This window comes from Xenorhabdus miraniensis (assembly GCF_002632615.1).
Window position 1 is genome coordinate 54671 of sequence record NZ_NITZ01000002.1, and the last position, 19684, is coordinate 74354.

A 19684-nucleotide genomic window follows, 5' to 3' on the forward strand; every position below is an offset into this window, starting at 1 on the left:
GATACAGGGACAAAACATAAAATTAAAACGCTGGCATCAATGGGATGGCATATCGAACAGCAGAATCTCACTTTCTTGGCTGGCAGTTAATTGAAGAAGGGATTCATCCCAGATAGCGACACCATCGCTGGTGGTAGCCAGCGTTCCATTGATCATCACTTCGCCCCGAACAACCTGAATCCAGATTTTTCGTGCTTTTTCCATAGGATATTCCCCCTCTTCGCCGTTTTTAAATGCCCAACGCCATAACATCATATCCTGAAAAACTTGCAGGGAACCCGCACGGGCATCAGGAGAAAGGACTAGCTGGCGGCCTTCAACAGTCTCAAAACGGCGCTGTTCATAACGGGGAGTGAGTCCTGCTTTATCTGGCATGATCCAGATTTGGTAAAGATGTAATTGGTTATCATGATGTGGGTTAAATTCTGAATGACGAATGCCGGTTCCTGCACTCATAATTTGGAATTCTCCCGCCGGCACTTGCCCCTGATTTCCCATGCTGTCTTGATGTTCTACAGTTCCGGACAGCACATAGGTTAATATTTCCATATCCTTATGAGGATGCGTGCCGAATCCCTGACCCGCATCAATAACATCTTCATTAATGACTCTGAGAACGGAAAATCCCATGAAATTTGCATCGTAATAGTTGGCAAATGAAAAAGTGTGCCAACTGTCCAGCCAACCATGATTGGCATGGCCTCGTTCTGAAGCGCGACGTAAGTAGATCATTTTCAAAATCCCTCAATGTTTTTTGTAGTCTAGTTGAAGGTCTGAAATATAAAAGATTAGAAATTTAACCTTAGAGTTCAAAAAGTTTGAATAATAAATGAGAGAATGGTGAGTAAAAAAAGAAGCCAACCAACATCAAGTTGGCTTATAAAATAAACTAAGTACCTCTTTTCACTGCATTTGGTTGTTGGTAAGTTAGCTCTGCTTCCCTATATCAGGAGACAATATTTAGGAGCCATCAATGTTTCATGTTAATGATCTGATTGACTTACAGACGCTGTTTGAATCGGCAGAGCTGGAATTTAAATTGGCTCAAGGAAAAGATGGGAAAGGCAAATTACCGGATGATTTCTGGCCTACCTACAGTGCCATGGCCAATAGCCGTGGTGGGTTTGTGGTGTTGGGCGTGCGGGAGAAGAGTGGTAAATTTACCATATCTGGATTAGACAATCCGGAAAAGGTGAAACAGGAACTATTTAATGGTCTGAATAATCCACAGTTGGTGAATGTTAATTTATTGACGGATCAACAAGCCAACATTGTTGAATTAGATGGTAAACAAATATTAGTGATTGAAATACCTCCCGCCCGCCGTGAAAAAAAGCCAGTTTTCCTTAAAAATCAACCAATGAAATACACCTATATTCGCTTACATGAAGGTGATCGGATTTGTTCTGAAGAGCAAGTGAAGCGAATGATGGTCGAGCAATTGGAAGATAGTCGTGACAACAGGGTCCTCCAACATTTTGATCTGAATGATATCAATATCGAAAGCTTACAGATTTATCGTCAGTTATTGTCTGTTTCCAGGCCAACACATCCAGCTCTGGAACTAAATCACTTTGATTTTTTACGTAGCATTGGAGGCTGGCGTAAGGATAGACAAACGGGTCAGGAAGGTATGACTCTGGCGGGTATTTTAATGTTTGGTACATGGGAAGCAATTCAAGATGCGGCACCTAATTACTTTGTAGATTATCAGGAACGTCCAGAAGCTAGAACTGAGCGCCGTTGGATAGATCGTATCTGCCCGGATGGAACTTGGTCTGGTAATGTGTTTGACTTCTACCGCCGTACTTATCGTAAGTTAATTGCTGACTTGAAGATCCCGTTTGAGCTTAAAAATGGAATTCGTCAAGACGAAACCCAAATTCATACTGCATTACGTGAAGCTCTGGTTAATGCCCTGGTTCACGCTGATTATACAGGTCGCTTATCTATTTTGGTGGTTAAACGTCCCGATTTGTTTGGCTTTCGTAATCCTGGCTTAATGCGTATTCCTCCTGAGCAAGCAATTAAGGGATACGAAAGTGATTGTCGTAATAGATTGATGCACCAGATGTTTTTGATGATTGGAGCGGGTGAACGTTCAGGATCTGGTATTCCTAAAATTTATAGTGGTTGGAAGTGGGCTAACTGGCGAGTGCCAAGATTGCATGAAAAAACAGAACCGGAACAAACTCTATTAGAACTTTCTATTGGCAGTCTGGTTTCTGAAGAAACTGCATCATTATTGCACCAAAAATTTGGTGATGGAGTGGAGAAACTCAATGAATTGGAACGCAGTATAGTGATCACCGCGGCAGTTGAAGGTTGGGTAGATCACGAGCGAGCTTGCCAATTAACTAGCTTACACTCCCGCGAGGTGACATTGGCGTTACCCAAATTAGTTGAGCGTGGTTTTCTTATTCCACATGGTGAGAAGCGCGATAAATCTTACACTCTACCTGGAATGGAGTTACTTTCCCCAGATGATGTGTTTGATGCTAATCCGTTATCTTCTAAATCGATCATTACGGATAATGGAAAAATGATCACGGATAACGAAAAAATGATCACGGATAACGAAAAATTGATCACGGATAACGGAAAAATGATCACGGATAACGTTGTTGGCTTAACGGAAAGTAGTCAAGGCCGCGATGAGATGGGTCGTTTTGTTACAACCAAACTGGCTCACCCTTACATTGATGATTTTTCTTTATTAAATACAGTGTTACAGAATAAATTAAAGGATATTGCTCAACCTGCCAGAGAGAAGAAACGTCTGCCTAATGAGATGATGGATTCCATTGTGTTGGAGCTATGTAAAGGGCATTTTATACCTCTTAATGTCATTGCTATGTTAGTTGACCGCACACCACAAAATGTTCGTGAAAAGCAGTTATCGCCATTGGTTGAGCAAGGAAAGTTGAGAATTGCTTTTCCCCATGTGAAACGTCATAAAAAACAAGGTTATATCACCAATAATTAGTTTGGCGATTGGATTGTTAGAACTCACGGCTTTGGTTTCTGTAGTCTAGTTGGAAGAAGGAAGGGTAAGAGCTCTCATAATAAATGAGAGAATAGTGAGCAAAAAAAAAGCCAGCAATAAGCTGGCTTATAAAAAGTAAACACTGGAAGCAATGTGAGCAATGTCGTACTTTCACATGGACCCTGAAGGTGGTGCACTGAAAGTGTTAAGAATGATAATCGTTCTCAATATCACTTGTAAAGTGTTTTTTTAATCAAATTTAGGATGCGTTTATCTATGCCCCTAATTCCATTTGATAGAGATGCTGGGTTCCTGAGTCATGAAACTGATATGGCGCTAGCTGATAGCCTCTTAGCCATAGTAAAAACCACCCATCACGTGTATCGGGGCATAATCCTGCGAAACGGAAGCCCCCTTTTTTGAGCTGTGGATACAATTCCAGAGATTTTTCACACGCAGGCAGTTTTAAATAGATTAACTGTCCGGTTGGAAAATCGATAACTTCCGATAAAAAATCAGAATGAACCTCATAGAGCGTGATCTCCAAACGTCGACCGGATTTTTTAATGGTAAACGGCTCCGAGGTAAGGGCACGACGATAGGCTTGTTTCGCACTTGGGGATGATTCACCCACATATTGGCTTATCTGGGTAACCCAGTTCTGCCAGGGTTGTGGCCAGTTCAGTTTAGGTAATGGCAACGACTTAAGCGGCAAAATGCCCTGAACGATACTTTCAGGCTCAGGCAGCCCGAATGGTGAATCGACATAATCCAGCATCAGGGCTGTCGAATAAAAGCCTAAGTTCCGGGCGATATACTGGCTTTTCGGATGTGAACATACCTGTTTTATCGTCAATAAATTATAACTTAGCTCTTTCGCATAGCGGCATAAATAGCTGCCCAGAGACTTAGCCACACCATAGCCCTGAAAATTGGGATCTACGGCGATGAGTGCAAGTTCTGCATGGTTTTGCTGCACCGCATCTTTAACCAGCGCAGCATGACCGATGAACCGCCCTTGATGGAACGCTAAGGCAGAATACCATTGCCCCGTGGCCTGATTATCATCAATGAGCCTTGGCAGATAAATATCAGGATAGACATACGAGTCGCCGTAGACTTCACGGAATAATTGGCTGATCTTTTTATCATCACCCGATTGGTAACTTCTAAGCTGAATAGCGGAAGGGAAGATAGTCATCGATTTCAACCTTTAGTTATAACTACGCAGATCCACAACTCGCTGCAATTTTCCCGATCGTGGGTGCGTATACATACCATCAATATTGGTTTGCACAATCTCCAACATATTTTGATGTATGTTGGCCTCAGCCAGATTAGGAAAAGCCGTTAGTACCCTATGGCGTATCTTGTCGGTATCGACAGTTTGAAGGCTTGCCACCAACAGTCTGATTTTGTCTTCCCCTGCCTGCTGACTTAGCTCTAGTTGCCAGGCCAGAAGCTCCGTTTGCTGCGACAGTTGTGCGGCTAAATCATCAGGGAACAATGAAAGTGTGCCAAACCGGATACGGTAGCCTTGATTGGCACGCCCTCGCAGGGCGAACTTGCGGTGCATCTGTTCTGGCTCACACCAGCAAGCCATATCACCAGTCGGATAGCGGATCACTGGCATGAGTTTTCGTTGTAGATTGGTGACAACGAGCAGGCCGCATTTACCCGGAGTCGTAATTGGTTGATGAGTAATTTCATCCACGATTTCGATAATTGTGTCTTCTTCAAATACCCGGTGTTCTCCTTGCTGACACTCAGGATCAGCAAAGCCGATCAAGCCGGCATCAACGCTGGCACAGCCTATTGATCCCAAACGCGCATTAGGAAAAACCTGCTGTATGATAGCTATCTGTGAATCAAACAGGCTCTCCCCACCGTACAAAATGGTCTCCACCATCGGCAATATTTGTCCCGTATCTTTCAGATAGTGGGCAAGGCGGATTAACTGAACGGGTACACCCGCCAGCACATTGATGTTATGCAGTTGAATATTGTTAACCAGCAAATCATCTTCAACCTTGCAGGTAAAAGGATATTCCAATATGGGGAGTGACGAATTTGACAATGCGCCGTGGATAAATATGAAGCTGGTATACAGATCGCCAGCAAAAAACAGGTTGGCTACACGATCCCCGGCCTTCAACTGGCGGGCAATACCTTGCCCAAAGGCGTGAATAAATGCTTTCCACTCTTGTTGACTGAAAACTGACAACCGCCCATCGCTGGTTGAGCCACCCGTTTTATATACATGACCGCCTGCCAGTGGGGCCGTCAGCACCGGCCATGTCTGTAAGTCGTTTGAATGTGCCCAGTAATCACTGGGCTCCACAAGTGGCAAATCTTTCAATGCCCAGTTCTCGGGAATGGACTGGTAGAGTGCTTTGTAATAAGCAGAATGCTCGCGTGCATGTTGGAGCAAATCAATTAATGCTGTTCTGGTCATCATCTGAATTTTACTCACTTAATATTTACGCAAGTCAATGAATAATGGTGATTTTCCGCTATGAGTATTTTGGCGAAATTGAGTAGCGGGTGTGGAAATAACATCTAAATTCAGTAGGTTTCCATTAACCACTTCGGCGAGTTTTGCATCCTGTAATAAACGCTGGCGCACTACTGCTGGCTCGGAACCATCAACCAATAGCTGAATGCTATCGACGCCGTGACTGTCATGCTCGATTATCCATTGCACGGGTAAGCCCAGTTGTTGAGACAAATCTGTCAGATTGACGAAAATGCTACCCACACGTAACAAAGCACCACTGCGTCCCATCAACCGGAAGCGGGGGGAAGAAAGGCCACAAGAACAGGGTTGATTGATCCAGCAACCGAGATCGCCTAAATCATAACGTTGGACAGGTTGTGCCTCACGATGCAGGGAAGTAAATACCAGGCGGCCTGTTTCACCATCAGCGACGGGTTGATCATTATCGACATTGAGGATTTCCAGCCATTGGGTATCGGCCATTAAATGGAAAACACCGTCCTCGCTGGCGGCACATCCATGACCTACAGGGCCGGCATCCACTGTACCGTAGATGGTTGAACGTATCAGGGTAACGCCAAAGCCGGCCAGGAAATGCCGCTGGCTCATATTCAGGTGTTCACCACCCAAAAATAGCTTACGAATACCGCCATATTGACGCAGTTTGGCTTCCTCGTTCAGGAATAACCGATGCAGTGTGCTTGGCATTCCCACCAGCGTATTAATACGTTGTTGTACGATGAAATCGGCGATTTCACGGAAATCATTATCAACAGGGCCACCCATTGGATATTGGGCTACTCCCAATTTATCCAGAATGGTGAAAAAGCTCATCATGCCGCCGTACAATTTTCCGCCATACAACAGATTCATCACCCGGTCAGTCGCGGGTTCAAGTCCAGAAGCGAATACGCCATCGGCTGCGGCCTGCATTTGTCGGTGATAATCCTGATAGCTATATGCAGCCAGTTTAGGCTCACCACTACTGCCACCGCTGAGGAAAAACAGGCGGGATTTTTCATTCGGAACCAGCGCATGAAAATCGGCTTTATTCATGACAGGCAGATTTTCCAGCCCATTTGGACGCGATGGAGAAATATCAAGATGGGCGCAGCCTGCCATTAAATCAGGGGCCAGACTGACCGAGACTCGTTTAGTCAGGCGCGATAGTGCATAAACGCCATCGTGCGGCTCACCGCTATAGCCATCATGCATTTGACCCGCCGGCGTGATACGGCTAATACCTGCTGCGATCAGCGCATGGCTCATCTCGGCTATTGATTCCTGACGCGTCATCAACGCACAGGTTTGCAGGTGATTACGCCAAGGTTGCAAAATAGAACACAGGCGTTGGTGTGGCGCCGGGCGTACCTGCAATGTGCGGAACAGAGGGGACGCAGCCAGTTCTTCTTCGTGTCGCCAGATCACCCGCCATCCGTCGGCTTGCCAGACTTCGCCGTTTACCTGCGTAAAAGAGAGATCGAGTTGTTGAAAAGCAGTTTGGGTTGTAATTTCAGCGGCTTCCTGAATATCCGGTTTTAATGCCGGATGTAACCCGGAACGACGTTGCAGGGCGGCGGCCATGCGTTGTCCGACATGCTGTAAAACGTTTGGATCATCACTATCGACCAGCAGACATTGCGGACTGGAACAGGCTTGCTGATCAAAACGACAAATATCATCAGCCAATACATCTAAAAGGGTATCATCAATAACTTCTGGGCTTAGCCAGGCAAAACTGATGCGGTGTCCCCAATCTATCCAACGGCAACCTGTCGGTAATTGGGATCGTATAGATGCCAGAGAATAATTGCCTCCCCAGGCAGAAACAGCATCAGCCTGATTCAGTAATTCTGCCAGTTGTGTTACGGGCAAGGGTAATACTGCAACCCGATCAGCTAAATCACCTGAAATATCGTGTGCTAAGAATTCCGCTAACAGTTGCGCGCTAAAACCATTATCGCTGCTGCTGGGACGCAGCCAGTTGATATTTCCGACCAACAGACTTTCGATAACAGCCATAAAAGGCAGTAGTGCAGCATTGGAGGGAGTAATATGGACGACCAATCCCAGGGGTTTCCAAGCCTCATAGCGATTCTGGTCATAATCGAATCGACGCAGTGAAAAGGCATTTTTTCCAAGTTCCCGCTCCAGCTTGGTTTCTAACGCCTGACGTTGGCAGAATGTACTAAGTGTTTTTCGGGTTTGCGCATCAAACAGGGGATGATCATCCAGATTGGACAGATAATCTGCGAAACGTTGTGCACAATCCAGCACTTGCCCGGAAGTATGAGGACGAGCCAGCAACTCAGGTAGCCGCTCACGTAATTTTGCGATGTTTTGACCTGCCAGTGGCACTGGAGATATTGGCGTATTCATTGAACTTACGGAAATTGTATTTACGGAAGACATATCAAGATCTCTTAATCAATTCTGAAGCGGCGATAGCACAACTACGATTTTTGCTGGTACCAGCACGACCAAGCAATTCAAACCAGTCAGTGTCCAGCTCACAGCCACAACTGTCAGCGGGATGCAGTACGGCAAGATCATTTGTGACGATGCTGTGGGCAGGACAGGAAGTGATATAAGGCGATGCAAATTGCAGAAATCCAGGTTCGCCATAAGGCTGACGCGACAAATTGACGGTATGGCGCACGTAAGCCCGGGCATAGACCGGGACATGAAAATTATGATGGGAACATTCAACATAAGGCACGGGATGTTCCACTGAGCCATAACCATCACGACAGCGAATATCAGGGATACCCAGTTGTTCAGTCAGACGTTGATACAGTTTCAGTTTAGGGATGGATTTATCGGCATGAGTTTTCCAGCCTCCACCGAGAAAAACCAGTGACTCTGGATGCAATTTCAGTGCAGGAAGCCCCATTTTCTCCATTCTTTGCAGGGTAAACCACAGGAAAGCGGGAAAGCCGAAAATACGTACCGGCAACCCTTCTTCAGCAAATTGTTGGAGTGCGGTAATTGTACCGAAAGGATCAAATTCATTGCCTTGTCCATTGTGACGCAAAGCATAATAAGCGCGATTTACGGGGGCATATTTAGCCAAAAACTGATCGGTATAGGCCGTACCCAGCGTAACAGCACCAGCGGGTTCGTAGCTGAATAGCAGATAGTTGCACGGTTGATCGGGCGTATTCCAGCCATAATAGTCGAAAATACAGTCCACCATATTTTGGGCAGCCGTAATACTTTCAGTATCATAGCGCATGCGGCTTTTCTGCCCGGTGGTTCCGGAGGAAGTCAGTTCCAGCGCATCTTGTGCACTATCACTGAGTATCAAATTACGCTTGAAGTAATTGGCAAATAGCAGCGGCAGGCTTGACCAATCTTCCAGTGCCATTATCGCCTGTTTATCTAAACCATGATCTGCCAGCCATTGCATATAGCCAGGAGTATGCTCGCAGTGATACAGCGTCAGTTCACGCATGGCGGCATCAAATAATGAATCATATTCGGCACAAGCACGATAAGGGTGTGTGACAGCACACAGTGCTTTGACGTGAGGTAAATTTTGCATATCGAAACTCATTCTTTAGTAACAACTACAGAAGATAATTAGTTAAATTAATTAATTAGTGTGTTCGTGTACTGAATGCAATCATTTTTGATAGGCTTTATTCATTACCTAATGTAATGAATAAAAGGAGCTACCTTAATTGATTACTTGAGCTTTGTTGGAAGGTGATACTTTTGGTTTCTGACAGAAATTAAGTCTTATTTTGGTAAAATCAACTTATAATCGATATTATTTAGCGTTTATTTGCATTTTTATAGTCAATGTCAGCCCTGTATTTGCTGGGCGCATTATTCCAAACCATATAGTAACAATCAAATCATTTTGCTAATATTTTTCCTCTTTCTTATGTTTTAGGCAATCATTATTTGATACACACGTTTCATTATTTGTTGTTATGTGATGATTGGTTGAAGTTTATTTTTACACGCAAATTGACCTCAATCTGACAGTTGTGCTGCTGTCTTCAAAATCTCCGTAAGTATGGGAAAAGCTGTCAAAATGAATTGACAGGTTAGGGGGGGTGATACCGTGAATTGCTACGCGGCCGATATCGAAGGGCAGGCAGGTGTCGTTTTATCCTGCGCTCTGGGTTCTTGTTGCTACCACTGATGTTTCCCGAAGAAGAAACTCAGTCTCTCACCGTCGGTGCATAATGGGTCAGCAAGCAGACAGACAGCGCACTTTCTCTCGCGGCACAAGATACCATTGCTAAAATTGAGGCTGTTTTGCCTTAGGATTTGCGCGCTGTTGTCTCTGATAATGCTCTATACATTGGTCAATATCTAGAGCTCGTTGAAGCTCTTTAAATGATCTTATCTGTAGTTAATGTAGTCGGCTTAACTCTATTATCTCTACACACGGTGATCAAAGCCTGCGCACAAGCCCACGCTGAACTCCACGCCCATTGGAAGTTATACCCACCGAGCCAGCCGGTTACATCAACCACTTCACCGATAAAGTACAACCCTTTCACTTTATGAGATTCCATTGTTTTTGAGGACAATTCATTCGTATCCACACCACCAAGAGTGACTTCCGCAGTGCGATAACCTTCTGTACCATTTGGTTGTACCTGCCAGCATTGCAGGGTCGCGATCAACTCTTTTTTCTGGGCGGAATTAAGTTGTTTCAGAGACAGTTCCGGCAATTGCCCGAAAGACTGTAAACATTCCACCAAACGTTTAGGCAGGAGCTTAGCCAGTGTGTTTTTCAAACTCTGGTTAGGGTGAGATTCCCGCTCTTGTTCCAGAAAACTCTCTAAATCTGTATCAGGAAGTAAGTTAATACTCACATACTCACCGTGTTGCCAATAACTGGAAATCTGCAAAATAGCCGGGCCGGAAAGACCGCGATGGGTGAACAGGATATTTTCCCTGAATACGGTGCCGTCTTTTGCGGTGACGACAGAAGGAACCGCGACACCAGAAAGTGTTTGCAGTTGTTCCAGTAGAGGTTTATGCAGGGTAAAAGGCACTAATGCCGCACGTGTGGGCAGGATATTGAGACCGAATTGTTCTGCGATACGGTAACCGAAAGGTGTGGCGCCCAAACCAGGCATGGATAAACCACCAGACGCAACAACAAGTGAGTGTGTGCTTACTTCTTTTCCTGAGGCCGTAATAACAAAGCCCCGCTCTTTCTTTTCTACATGGGTGACTTCACTACGCAAGCGAATAGTGACGCCGCCGAGTTTGCATTCTTTTAAAAGGAGGTCGATAATTTGTTGAGCGGAGTCATCACAGAAAAGCTGGCCCAATGTTTTTTCGTGATAAGGGATACTATAGCGTTGTACCAGATCAATAAAATCCCACTGTGTGTAGCGAGCAAGTGCTGACTTACAAAAATGCGGGTTGGCAGAAAGATATGCGGCGGGTTCGGTGTACATATTGGTAAAATTACAGCGCCCGCCACCGGACATCAAAATTTTGCGCCCCGCTTTTTTGCCATTATCCAGTACCAGAACATTTAATCCGGCTTGCCCTGCCTGAGCAGCACAAAACAAGCCAGCAGCGCCGGCACCGATAATAACTACATCAAATTTTTCCATTCGCCTGTCTCTTCTGGCCGAGTTAATTATAGGAAATCACCGCATTGTGGGGGTTGTATTCACGAACTACGGAGAAAAATACGCATTTAGTTTCACTTTTGGCTGGCAAAAGTTATTTTTCATCAAAAAAATATCAAAATATTAAAATTAAATAACCATTTGATATACTTGATAAATATGAGGAACTTTATGTTGTTTTATTGTCATTAAATCAAAAAAAGGTCATATTTCTCTTTTCCCGCTAACGTTTGTCACTGATAATGCGCGCGTTCATGTCCTACTAACTGGCTTAACGTTTATGCTACATCTGTTTACTGGCCTGGAATTTTATACCGGCCTTATGTTAGTGCTTGCTCTGTTGTTTGTGCTTTTCTATGAAGCCATCAATGGGTTTCATGATACCGCAAACGCAGTAGCAACTGTTATTTATACCCGGGCGATGCGTTCGCAGCTTGCCGTTGTCATGGCAGGGGTTTTTAACTTTTTGGGTGTTCTCCTTGGTGGATTAAGTGTCGCTTATGCGATTGTGCATCTGCTGCCTACGGATCTTCTGCTAAATGTCAGCTCGGCTCACGGTTTGGCTATGGTTTTCTCCATGCTGCTGGCAGCGATTATCTGGAATTTAGGTACGTGGTACTTCGGTATTCCAGCATCCAGTTCCCATACGTTGATTGGCTCTATTATCGGCATCGGCTTGACCAATGCGATAGTGACCAGTTCTTCGGTAGTGGATGCGCTGAATATTCCGAAGATGATACAGATTTTTATGTCCTTGATCCTGTCTCCTCTGATTGGTCTGGTCATTGCCGGAGCGATGGTGTTTTTGTTGCGCCGCTATTGGAGCGGTACGAAAAAACGTCGCCGTATCCATATGACGCCTGCCGAGCGTGAAAAACAGGATGGTAAACGCAAACCGCCATTCTGGACACGTACTGCCCTGATTCTTTCTGCTGTTGGTGTGAGCTTCTCCCACGGAGCCAATGACGGCCAGAAAGGTATTGGTTTGATCATGCTGGTTCTGATTGGCGTTGCGCCTGCGGGCTTCGTCGTCAATATGAACTCAACCAGTTATGATATTGCCCGTACTCATGATGCTGTTGTCCATTTGCAGCAATATTATGAGCATCACGGCCCGGCACTGGCTCATGCGATTGAGTTGACTCCAGCTATCGCTTCTGTGGAAGACCAATTGGATATGGAATTCCATTGTGATAACTCACGCGCTCTGGTGATTTTGGACAAGGCTGAAAATATGCTAGGGAATATCCAGAGTTTCAGCGAGTTGACGCCGGATCAACGTAACAGTATGCGTCGTATGCTGATGTGTATCACTGATACCGCCAGCTCCGTGGCTAAGTTGCCGGAAACCAGTATTGAAGATGCCCGTTTCCTGAATAAGCTGCGCAAAGATTTGCTGAATACCGTGGAATATGCACCGTTGTGGATCATCGTTGCTGTGGCGCTCGCTCTGTCTTTGGGCACCATGGTAGGGTGGAAGCGTGTTGCTGTGACCATTGGTGAGAAGATTGGCAAAAAAGGCATGACTTATGCCCAGGGCGTTTCTGCTCAAGTTACCGCCGCAGTTTCTATTGGTGTTGCAAGCTATACGGGAATGCCAGTATCTACGACACAGGTACTTTCTTCTGCGGTAGCGGGGACAATGCTGGTTGATGGTGGTGGTGTCCAAAGCAAGACCATCAAAAATATCATGCTGGCGTGGGTTCTGACTCTGCCTATTTCAATTGGATTGTCAGGTATTCTGTATTGGATTGCCTTGAAACTGATCTAATGACATCTTAGAAAAAAGGGTTGGCTTACTAACACAGTAGCCAACCCTTTTTTATTTCTGACTTTTTTCTGTTCACGTTAGTTTCTCAAATCCCATTCAAACAACGATTATTATCAGGCATAGCACACCAGCCCCAAGCAACACTTCCGTCAATATAAATTGCTTTCTCAGCCTTTCGCATAACAAGATGACATCGGGATCGTGATGGTTGATATAACTTTGCGAATTGATATAACGCACGAGCCGAAACTGTTTGCTGAATTGACTATTGGTTGTAAAAAAACCGTTGCCATCAACCGACTGATACAGCATGGGATCTGACTCGCGCAAGATTGACAATAGTGCACGGAGCGAAGAAAAGTAGCGAATCATGTTAATAATGCAGATAAGGCAAACTGCCCAAAAGAGTGCAATAGCATTGAACATACTTCCTCCTACTTATAGCGGCAACAAATGCTGCCAGAAAGAAGAAATCAACCGAAAAGATTCTAATGTGAATAATAACTATATTAAATTTTAGAAGAAAATACAGTGCCCTGTGTATTGAAGAAAGAATGAAATGGGGGGCTTTATTTAAGGAAGAAAGAAAAACAATAAGTTGTGATCAAAACAACACTCAAAAGGTACATTGAACAGTTATAGTATAAACATCAAATCACAGCATTTAGTGCTGCCAATCCATTTAATCGACGTTATGGAAGGAGCTCTTATGGCTTACAAACATATTCTTGTTGCGGTTGATCTATCACCAGAAAGTCAGATTTTGGTGGAGAAAGCTGTGTCAATGGCAAAACCGTACAATGCCAAAGTTTCCCTGATCCATGTTGATGTAAACTACTCCGATCTTTATACCGGCCTGATTGACGTTAATCTTGGCGATATGCAAGAACGTATCGCGGATGAAACCCGTAAGTCCCTGAAAGAGCTGTCTGCCAGCGCAGGTTACCCTGTTCAGGAAACGCTGAGTGGCAGTGGTGATTTAGGCCAGGTCCTTGTTGATGCCATCAAACAATACGATATGGATCTCGTTGTATGTGGTCATCATCAGGATTTTTGGAGCAAGTTGATGTCTTCAGCTCGTCAGCTTATTAACACCGTTCATGTTGATATGTTGATCGTGCCTTTGCGTGACGAAGAATAATCTTCGGTTGAAATTTTATTCTATAAAATCGCCTGCTTATGCAGGCGATTTTTTTGCCCTTAGAAAGGATAATGAAACTGCTTTAGAAATTGTCAAAGCTATTTTTAAGGAAATTAATAAAAAATAGTTGTTGAAATGTAAGCATAAAACGGTGCTATATTCAGAAAGCAAACCGTAATTACCTCACATTTTCGACAAAAAAATAATATGGAAAATGGCTGGGGGTCATCACTTCTGAATGACAAAAAGGAAGCCCTAAATGAATGTTGCATCATCTTTAGTCACATTTCTCGATTCGGTTCAGTCCCGTAATCAGCATCAACCAGAATACCTACAGGCAGTACGAGAAGTGTTGACCTCTCTCTGGCCTTTTCTTCAACAAAACCCGCAATATTGTGAGCAAGGATTATTGGAACGTCTGGTCGAGCCGGAAAGGGTTATCCAATTCCGCGTCTGCTGGGTGGATGATCAAGGAAAAGTACAGGTTAACCGTGCATGGCGGGTTCAGTTTAGTTCTGCCATTGGGCCATTTAAAGGCGGGATGCGTTTTCATCCTTCGGTTAACCTTTCTATCCTGAAATTTTTGGGCTTTGAACAGACATTGAAGAATGCGCTGACAACGTTACCAATGGGAGGCGGAAAAGGGGGTTCTGATTTTGATCCCAAAGGGAAAAGTCACGGTGAAGTCATGCGATTCTGTCAGGCATTAATGACAGAACTTTATCGCCACTTGGGGCCGGATACCGATGTACCCGCCGGAGATATCGGTGTGGGGAGCCGTGAAGTTGGCTTTATGGCTGGCATGATGAAAAAATTGTCCAACAATACGGCATGTGTTTTCACGGGCAAGGACCTCTCATTTGGTGGAAGCCTGATCCGCCCTGAAGCCACGGGCTATGGCCTGGTTTATTTCACCCATGAGATGTTAAAACGCCACGGCATGGGATTGGAAGGCATGCGGGTATCCGTATCCGGTGCAGGAAACGTTGCACAATATACCATCGAAAAATGTATGGAACTGGGTGCAAAAGTGGTTACGGCTTCCGATTCAGGCGGCACCGTATTGGATGAAGAGGGTTTTACACCGGAAAAACTGGCCCATCTTGAAGAGATCAAAAATCAGCGTTACGGCCGTATAGAGGAGTATGCCAAAGAGCGCGGATTAACTTTCCTCAAGGGCCAGGATCCGTGGGCAATTCCAGTAGATATTGCCCTGCCTTGTGCGACTCAGAATGAATTAGATTCAGACGCGGCAAAAGTGCTGATTAAAAATGGGGTAAAAGTAGTTGCGGAAGGGGCAAATATGCCGGCAACCATCGCGGCTACGGATGCTTTCCTTGAAGCCGGCGTTTTGTTTGCGCCGGGCAAAGCCGCCAATGCGGGTGGCGTAGCGACTTCCGGCCTTGAGATGGCCCAGAACGCGGTGCGTCTGAGTTGGAAAGCGGAAAAAGTAGATATTCGCTTACATCACATCATGCTTGATATCCATCATGCCTGTGTCGAATATGGAGGAGAAGGCAAGCAGACTAACTATGTACAAGGCGCAAATATTGCGGGTTTTGTTAAAGTTGCAGATGCCATGTTAGCGCAGGGGATCGTGTAGTGGCTTGGTTTGGCATATGATCGGTAGCTAATTTACGGATAATCCCCATGGAAATATGGGGATTGTTTTTGGGCGGTGAGATCTTGATTAACAGGGATAAATATCAAAACGGTGATTTTTCGTGGTAATCGCGGCAGAGGCTTTAACACCTGCCAGCGGTTCGGCATAATCCGGCCGTTTCACGACAACCCGACGTTTCGCCAGTGCCCGTGCAGGTGCCAGTAAACTGTCAGCATCCTCATCCGCCCCGACCAGAGACTGGAAAACGCGCATCTCTTTTTTAACCAGAGCGCTTTTTTGTTTGTGCGGATACATCGGGTCGAGATAAACCACATCGGGTGGTGGTGTAATATCCGTCAATGCGGTAATGCTTGAGGCATGAATCAGCGTCATACGCTCTTTCAGCCAGCCACCGATCTCTTCATCCTGATAGCCGCGCTGTAGACCATCATCCAGTAATGCTGCTACCACCGGGTGGCGTTCCAACATTCTGACATGACAGCCGATGGAAGCCAGCACAAAGGCATCGCGGCCCAAACCTGCGGTCGCATCCACAACCGAAGGTAAATAATCTTTCTTGATGCCGACGGCCTTAGCGACTGCTTCGCCGCGACCGCCCCCAAAACGGCGACGGTGAGCCATCGTTCCGGCAACAAAATCAACATAAATTCCGCCCAGCTTGGGTTCATCACGCTTGCGTAACTCCAGCCGTTCGGGGGTCAGTACCAGAGCCATGACTGAATCTTCATCATGAACCAGATTCCAGCGTTCAGCCAATAGCGATAAGGCGCTGTGATCAGCGCCTTCTTCACAAATCAAACAAATCTTCACAAGTTTCTTATCCAGCAATGCCGTAGCTTTTCAGCATAGCATCCAGTTTTGGTTCGCGACCACGGAAACGTACAAACAGCGTCATTGGGTCTTCTGAGCCGCCACGAGCCAGGATATTATCGAGGAATGACTGACCTGTTGTGCGATTAAAAATTCCCTCTTCAGAGAAGCGGGAATACGCATCTGCTGCCAGAACATCCGCCCACAGATAGCTGTAATAGCCCGCTGCATAACCGCCATTAAAGATATGGTTGAAGGAGTTCGGGAAGCGTCCCCAATCTGGTGATGGGACAACAGACACCTGTTTTTTCACCGACTTCAGCGTTTCCAGAATTTGCGCCCCTTTAGCTGGATCATATTCCACATGCAGGCGGAAATCGAACAGACCAAACTCAAGTTGACGCAGAATCTTCATCGCGGCCTGATAGTTTTTGGCTGCCAGCATATTATCCAGCATCTCCTGCGGCAGTGGTTCCTTCGTTTCATAGTGACCGGAAATAAACGCCAGCGCTTCTGGCTCCCAACACCAGTTTTCCATAAACTGGCTCGGACACTCTACCGCATCCCAAGGCACACCGTTGATACCTGCCACATCCAGCGCTTCAATTTGGGTCAGCATGTGATGCAGGCCGTGACCAAACTCATGGAACAGTGTTGTGACTTCACTGTGCGTGAACAGGGCTGGTTGATCCCCGACAGGTTTGTTGAAGTTACACGTCAGATAAGTCACAGGATCTTGCAGCACACCAGAAGCATGACGCATTCTGCCGACATAACTGTCCATCCATGCGCCGCCACGTTTATTCTCGCGGGCGTAGAGATCCAGATAGAAACTGCCGCGCAATACTTGCTTATCATCATACAACTCAAAGAAGCGAACATCGGGATGCCATGTATCCACATCGTGGCGTTCTTTGGCAGTGATACCATAAATGCGGTGGACGACTTCAAACAGCCCTTCCAGCACACGTTGTTCAGGGAAATAAGGACGTAATTGCTCATCATCAATCGAGAAGTCATGTTGTTTTTGCTTCTCGCTATAATATGCCAGATCCCATGCTTCCAGCTCATCAACCCAGTAGTGAGATTCAGCGAAATCCGCCAGCGCTTCCAACTCTTCCTCACCTTGCCTGTGGGCGCGTTTGGTCAGGTCGTTCAGGAAATCGAGTACTTGCTGAGGTGTTTTAGCCATTTTGGTGGCAAGGGAATTTTCAGCATAGTTCTTGAAACCCAGCAACTGAGCGAGTTCATGGCGCAATGCGAGGATTTCGGCCATGACTTCATTATTATCCCACTTCCCGGCATTTGGCCCTTGATCGGAAGCACGGGTTGTATAGGCGAAATACATCTCTTCGCGCAGTTCACTATCATCAACATAGGTCATGACAGGCAGATAACTTGGCATATTCAGCGTCAGCAGCCATCCTTCCTGCCCTTTGGCTTCGGCAGCGGCTTTAGCGGCGGCTTTGGCACTTTCAGGCATACCTTCCAGGTCACACTCATCGGTAATCAGCTTAGTCCATCCCATTGTGGCATCCAGCACATTATTGCCGAACTTCGCGCCAAGCTCAGATAAACGGGCAGTAATTTCACCGTAACGTTTCTGCTGCTCTTCTGGCAGGCCAATACCGGTCAACTCAAAATCACGCAGGGCATCTTCAACTATCTTACGCTGTGGCTGGGGAAGATTTTTGAAAGCTTCACTTGCTTTCAGTGACTTATAGGCTTGATAAAGACCTTTGTGTTGCCCCAGCCAAGTATCGAATTCAGAAAGCAGAGACAGGCTTTGCTCATAGACTTCGCGCAGCTCTGGGCTGTTCTTGACGGCATTTAAATGACCGACAGGCGACCATACACGGGCAAGTTTATCCTTCTCTTCAGAAATTGGCTGGCACAGATTATCCCAAGTAAAAGCGGAATTTTCTGACAAAATCTTCTCAATTACTTGACGGTAGTTGGCTAACGTCTCTTTCACAGCAGGCACGACATGTTTTGGTTCAATTGCAGAGAACTTAGGCAATGCAGAAGGTGTCAGTAACGGATTAGTCATAATGAGCGCCTTATATGTGTAGTTAGAGTTAGGGTATACGCTGAAACCAGCCTTATATCCCAATGGGTCGTTGACGATAGATGGGGATAAGATACCGTGAGTTCAATGCTAATGCCGCACTTTTATGCGAATAATCCGGCTCTTTTTATGTCAGATATCTGTGAAGTCTCTGCGAAACGACGGAGACATTTAGATATTAAGATAGACGCGCTATAATCCCGGCTCTTCATCAGATTATTTAATGGAAGATCATCGTCCCCGGTGGGGCGGCTGGACTTCAAATCCAGATGGGGCCGCCAGCGGCTCTTGGCAGGTTCAACTCCTGTGATCTTCCGCCAATCATCATCATTCGGATAAGTTCACAAAGCTGACGGCTGAATGGTTGCCTATTGTGAAGAAATCATGAGGACATTTAAGCAAGATGTTTTCCCTTGATCTGGTATCAACTGATGATTCGGTTTTATGTGAGGAGTAAAAAACATGGCTCAACATTTCCATTGGCAAAAAGAAAACTATCAAGTCTCAACAGATAAATCGCTATTAGACATCACCGCTATTCACCAATTTCTTACACGCTCCCGTTGGGCAGAAGGCATTGATCTTGAAACAGTGCGGACAGCGATTGAAAACAGCCTGACATTTGGGTTGTACAAAGATCAAACCCAAATAGGGTTTGCAAGATTGGTGACGGATTTTGCTACTTTTGGCTATCTATGTGATGTATATGTCTTGGAAGAGTATCAGAAACAACAATTAGGACGTTGGTTGATGACATGCTGCCAATCTCATCCTTTGCTACAACGGCTAAGAAGAATCATGCTGGTAACTTCAACCGCGCCTTGGTTATATGAAAAATTTGGTTACTCTCCCGTTAACTGTGAAAATGGTGTTTGGCAGATAGTTCGCCCGGATATTTATAAGAAAGGGTAATTCTAATTATTGGTTTTGGAAACGATTACATTAGTCGTTATCTATATAGGAGTAATGAATTTTATAATTTATGGTCATTCATTTAATCTATTGAAAAAAGCTATTAAAATTAGGTATTATCTATATAAACATGTGTGCTAACTTAAGGGTTAATAGTTATTTGAAATTGTTTTAGGTTTACAGCTTATATTATTTTGTTAGTTTATTCTTTAAATAATAAGTCTATCTGAAAATCTCATTTTAAATCATGTAAATATAGGTGAATA

The 19684-nt window shown here is 45.2% G+C and carries 14 protein-coding genes and 1 tRNA gene; 6 read left to right on the plus strand and 9 right to left on the minus strand.

Annotated elements, in window-relative coordinates:
- Nucleotides 1-36 precede the first annotated feature (36 nt).
- Nucleotides 37-732 (minus strand): pirin family protein, encoded by a 696-nt coding sequence (locus Xmir_RS02200; RefSeq protein ID WP_099112826.1) that lies wholly within the window; start codon nucleotides 730-732, stop codon nucleotides 37-39.
- A 241-nt stretch (nucleotides 733-973) separates the two neighbouring features.
- On the opposite strand from Xmir_RS02200, the gene Xmir_RS02205 reads away from it, so the two are divergent.
- The gene (locus Xmir_RS02205; RefSeq protein ID WP_099112827.1) at nucleotides 974-2986 is read left to right on the plus strand and encodes an RNA-binding domain-containing protein; all 2013 of its coding nucleotides are present in this window, start codon (nucleotides 974-976) and stop codon (nucleotides 2984-2986) included.
- 274 nt (nucleotides 2987-3260) lie between these two features.
- Here Xmir_RS02205 and Xmir_RS02210 read toward each other — a convergent pair whose 3' ends face one another.
- The 5 genes from Xmir_RS02210 to Xmir_RS02230 form a co-directional block, all read right to left on the minus strand.
- Entirely contained in the window at nucleotides 3261-4187 is a 927-nt protein-coding gene (locus Xmir_RS02210) for a GNAT family N-acetyltransferase (RefSeq protein ID WP_099112828.1), read from the minus strand.
- Between the two features lie 12 nt (nucleotides 4188-4199).
- Nucleotides 4200-5444, minus strand: a complete 1245-nt coding sequence (locus Xmir_RS02215; RefSeq protein ID WP_099112829.1) for a phenylacetate--CoA ligase family protein — start codon at nucleotides 5442-5444, stop codon at nucleotides 4200-4202.
- A 15-nt stretch (nucleotides 5445-5459) separates the two neighbouring features.
- The gene (locus Xmir_RS02220; RefSeq protein ID WP_099112830.1) at nucleotides 5460-7895 is read right to left on the minus strand and encodes an acyl-CoA reductase; all 2436 of its coding nucleotides are present in this window, start codon (nucleotides 7893-7895) and stop codon (nucleotides 5460-5462) included.
- A 1-nt stretch (nucleotide 7896) separates the two neighbouring features.
- On the minus strand, nucleotides 7897-9027 hold the full coding sequence (locus tag Xmir_RS02225; protein WP_099112831.1) for a LuxE/PaaK family acyltransferase: 1131 nt from the start codon (nucleotides 9025-9027) through the stop codon (nucleotides 7897-7899).
- Nucleotides 9028-9829: 802 nt separating this feature from the next.
- Entirely contained in the window at nucleotides 9830-11074 is a 1245-nt protein-coding gene (locus tag Xmir_RS02230) for a BaiN/RdsA family NAD(P)/FAD-dependent oxidoreductase (protein ID WP_099112832.1), read from the minus strand.
- 298 nt (nucleotides 11075-11372) lie between these two features.
- Here Xmir_RS02230 and pitA point away from each other — a divergent pair, with 298 nt between their 5' ends.
- Nucleotides 11373-12863 carry an inorganic phosphate transporter PitA gene (gene pitA / locus Xmir_RS02235; RefSeq protein WP_099112833.1) on the plus strand — a complete coding sequence of 497 codons (1491 nt, stop codon included), beginning with the start codon at nucleotides 11373-11375 and terminating at the stop codon, nucleotides 12861-12863.
- Between the two features lie 96 nt (nucleotides 12864-12959).
- Here pitA and uspB read toward each other — a convergent pair whose 3' ends face one another.
- Nucleotides 12960-13289, minus strand: a complete 330-nt coding sequence (gene uspB, locus Xmir_RS02240; protein ID WP_099112834.1) for a universal stress protein UspB — start codon at nucleotides 13287-13289, stop codon at nucleotides 12960-12962.
- 283 nt (nucleotides 13290-13572) lie between these two features.
- On the opposite strand from uspB, the gene uspA reads away from it, so the two are divergent.
- Both uspA and gdhA read left to right on the plus strand, forming a co-directional pair.
- Nucleotides 13573-14004: a universal stress protein UspA gene (gene uspA, locus Xmir_RS02245; protein WP_047962023.1), complete on the plus strand. Its 432-nt coding sequence runs from the start codon at nucleotides 13573-13575 to the stop codon at nucleotides 14002-14004.
- 259 nt (nucleotides 14005-14263) lie between these two features.
- A complete protein-coding gene (gdhA, locus tag Xmir_RS02250) occupies nucleotides 14264-15607 on the plus strand; it encodes an NADP-specific glutamate dehydrogenase (RefSeq protein WP_099112835.1) in 1344 nt (447 codons plus the stop codon).
- An 87-nt stretch (nucleotides 15608-15694) separates the two neighbouring features.
- Here gdhA and rsmJ read toward each other — a convergent pair whose 3' ends face one another.
- The gene (rsmJ, locus tag Xmir_RS02255; protein WP_099112836.1) at nucleotides 15695-16438 is read right to left on the minus strand and encodes a 16S rRNA (guanine(1516)-N(2))-methyltransferase RsmJ; all 744 of its coding nucleotides are present in this window, start codon (nucleotides 16436-16438) and stop codon (nucleotides 15695-15697) included.
- Between the two features lie 7 nt (nucleotides 16439-16445).
- Entirely contained in the window at nucleotides 16446-18488 is a 2043-nt protein-coding gene (gene prlC / locus Xmir_RS02260) for an oligopeptidase A (RefSeq protein WP_099112837.1), read from the minus strand.
- A 243-nt stretch (nucleotides 18489-18731) separates the two neighbouring features.
- Between prlC and Xmir_RS24465 the strand changes: the two genes are divergently transcribed.
- Nucleotides 18732-18826 (plus strand) — tRNA-Sec (locus Xmir_RS24465).
- A 142-nt stretch (nucleotides 18827-18968) separates the two neighbouring features.
- Nucleotides 18969-19418, plus strand: coding sequence for a GNAT family N-acetyltransferase (locus Xmir_RS02265; protein WP_099112838.1), 450 nt, complete (start codon nucleotides 18969-18971; stop codon nucleotides 19416-19418).
- Nucleotides 19419-19684 lie beyond the last annotated feature (266 nt).

Coding starts and splice junctions, on each gene's coding strand:
- Xmir_RS02220 (WP_099112830.1), bottom strand. CDS start 7,895: ATGTCTTCCGTAAATACAATTTCCGTAAGTTCAATGAATACGCCAATA.
- Xmir_RS02200 (WP_099112826.1), bottom strand. CDS start 732: ATGATCTACTTACGTCGCGCTTCAGAACGAGGCCATGCCAATCATGGT.
- pitA (WP_099112833.1), top strand. CDS start 11,373: ATGCTACATCTGTTTACTGGCCTGGAATTTTATACCGGCCTTATGTTA.
- Xmir_RS02265 (WP_099112838.1), top strand. CDS start 18,969: ATGGCTCAACATTTCCATTGGCAAAAAGAAAACTATCAAGTCTCAACA.
- uspA (WP_047962023.1), top strand. CDS start 13,573: ATGGCTTACAAACATATTCTTGTTGCGGTTGATCTATCACCAGAAAGT.
- Xmir_RS02230 (WP_099112832.1), bottom strand. CDS start 11,074: ATGGAAAAATTTGATGTAGTTATTATCGGTGCCGGCGCTGCTGGCTTG.
- Xmir_RS02215 (WP_099112829.1), bottom strand. CDS start 5,444: ATGATGACCAGAACAGCATTAATTGATTTGCTCCAACATGCACGCGAG.
- Xmir_RS02225 (WP_099112831.1), bottom strand. CDS start 9,027: ATGCAAAATTTACCTCACGTCAAAGCACTGTGTGCTGTCACACACCCT.
- Xmir_RS02210 (WP_099112828.1), bottom strand. CDS start 4,187: ATGACTATCTTCCCTTCCGCTATTCAGCTTAGAAGTTACCAATCGGGT.
- uspB (WP_099112834.1), bottom strand. CDS start 13,289: ATGTTCAATGCTATTGCACTCTTTTGGGCAGTTTGCCTTATCTGCATT.
- prlC (WP_099112837.1), bottom strand. CDS start 18,488: ATGACTAATCCGTTACTGACACCTTCTGCATTGCCTAAGTTCTCTGCA.
- gdhA (WP_099112835.1), top strand. CDS start 14,264: ATGAATGTTGCATCATCTTTAGTCACATTTCTCGATTCGGTTCAGTCC.
- Xmir_RS02205 (WP_099112827.1), top strand. CDS start 974: ATGTTTCATGTTAATGATCTGATTGACTTACAGACGCTGTTTGAATCG.